General features: G+C 40.5%; 1 protein-coding gene. It reads left to right on the top strand.

Annotated elements, in window-relative coordinates:
• Positions 1 to 198 precede the first annotated feature (198 nt).
• Entirely contained in the window at positions 199 to 1,191 is a 993-nt protein-coding gene (locus FHW89_RS28585) for a transposase (RefSeq protein ID WP_172338456.1), read from the top strand.
• Positions 1,192 to 1,243 lie beyond the last annotated feature (52 nt).

Below are 1,243 nucleotides of genomic sequence, written 5' to 3'. Positions count from 1 at the left end.
TAAGAACTAAATACTTTGTGGAAAACGTTAAGATAAAAGGCAGGGTGAACTTATCGACTCACTAGCTTATAAGAGAGCTTGTCCGGGTATCAGTCCCTGCCTTTTATGATTGCCCAAGGCCCAACTAGAATACTTTCTTTGCTGTAACAAAGGTGATTGGCAAAAGGCAATTTATTAACGTATTTAAAAGTTAAACGTATGAAAAGCTGGAATGTTATTTTGGGAGTGGATGTATCTAAGTTAACGTTGGACATCTGTTGGGCAGAACATCATCTGCACATCAGGATCGCCAATTGCACTAAAGGGTTTACTGTATTTAAAAAGTGGTGTAAAATTAACCAGATCGATCTGCGGGAAACATTAGTGGTCATGGAATATACAGGAGGTTATGAATACCGATTCATGCAGTTCTGTGAGTCGATACCGGTTTGTTATTGTCGTGTACCGGGATTGGAGATTAAGCAGTCGATCGGCATGACCAGGGGTAAGAGTGATCAGGCAGATGCCTTTCGTATCAGCAGGTATGGTCAGGAAAAAAACAAACGCCTGGAGCCTTCAGCGCCATTGAATAATCATATTTTAAAGCTGAAACAACTCCTATCCTTCCGTAAAAGGCTGGTTCGTGAAAAGGCAGGAATGGAAAGCACGGTTAAAGAGCGTAAACATATGTATGCGCTAAAGAGAACCGATGCGATTATCAATATTGCCCAATCCAGGATAAAGGCGAATAAAAAGCACATCGATCTATTGGAAGGGGAGATCATGGAACTTATTAAAAGCGATGAGCCAATGCTGTTAAACTACCGGATAATCAGTAGTATTAAAGGGATCGGTCCGGTCAATGCCTGGATGACGATAGCTTATACAGAGAATTTCGCCAGCTTTACTGACGCTCGAAAATACGCCGTATTCGTCGGGGTTATTCCTTTTGAGCACACTTCTGGCACAAGTATTAAAGGGCGAAAAAGGGTGAGTCATCTGGCTCATAAAGAATTGAAGAACGAACTAAACCAGGCAGCTAAAACAGCTATAACACATGATCCGGAAATCAGGGCCTATGCTGAACGGAAGCTTAAAAACAAAGCTTATCCACTGGTATTAAATAATGTAAAGTTTAAGCTGATCCTTAGAATGTTCTCTCTGGTAAAAAGAGGTGAAATGTATGTTGAAAACTATACAAGAGCGGCTTAGAAAATGCTTTTGCAAAATAAATTTGGAAATATAAGAAACCTAGAATACCCGG

The organism is Mucilaginibacter sp. SG564 (genome assembly GCF_013149275.1).
In the GTDB taxonomy this organism is placed as follows: Bacteria; Bacteroidota; Bacteroidia; order Sphingobacteriales; family Sphingobacteriaceae; genus Mucilaginibacter.
The sequence above is the reverse complement of the archived record's forward strand: the minus strand, read 5'-3'. Positions and strand labels throughout refer to the sequence as shown.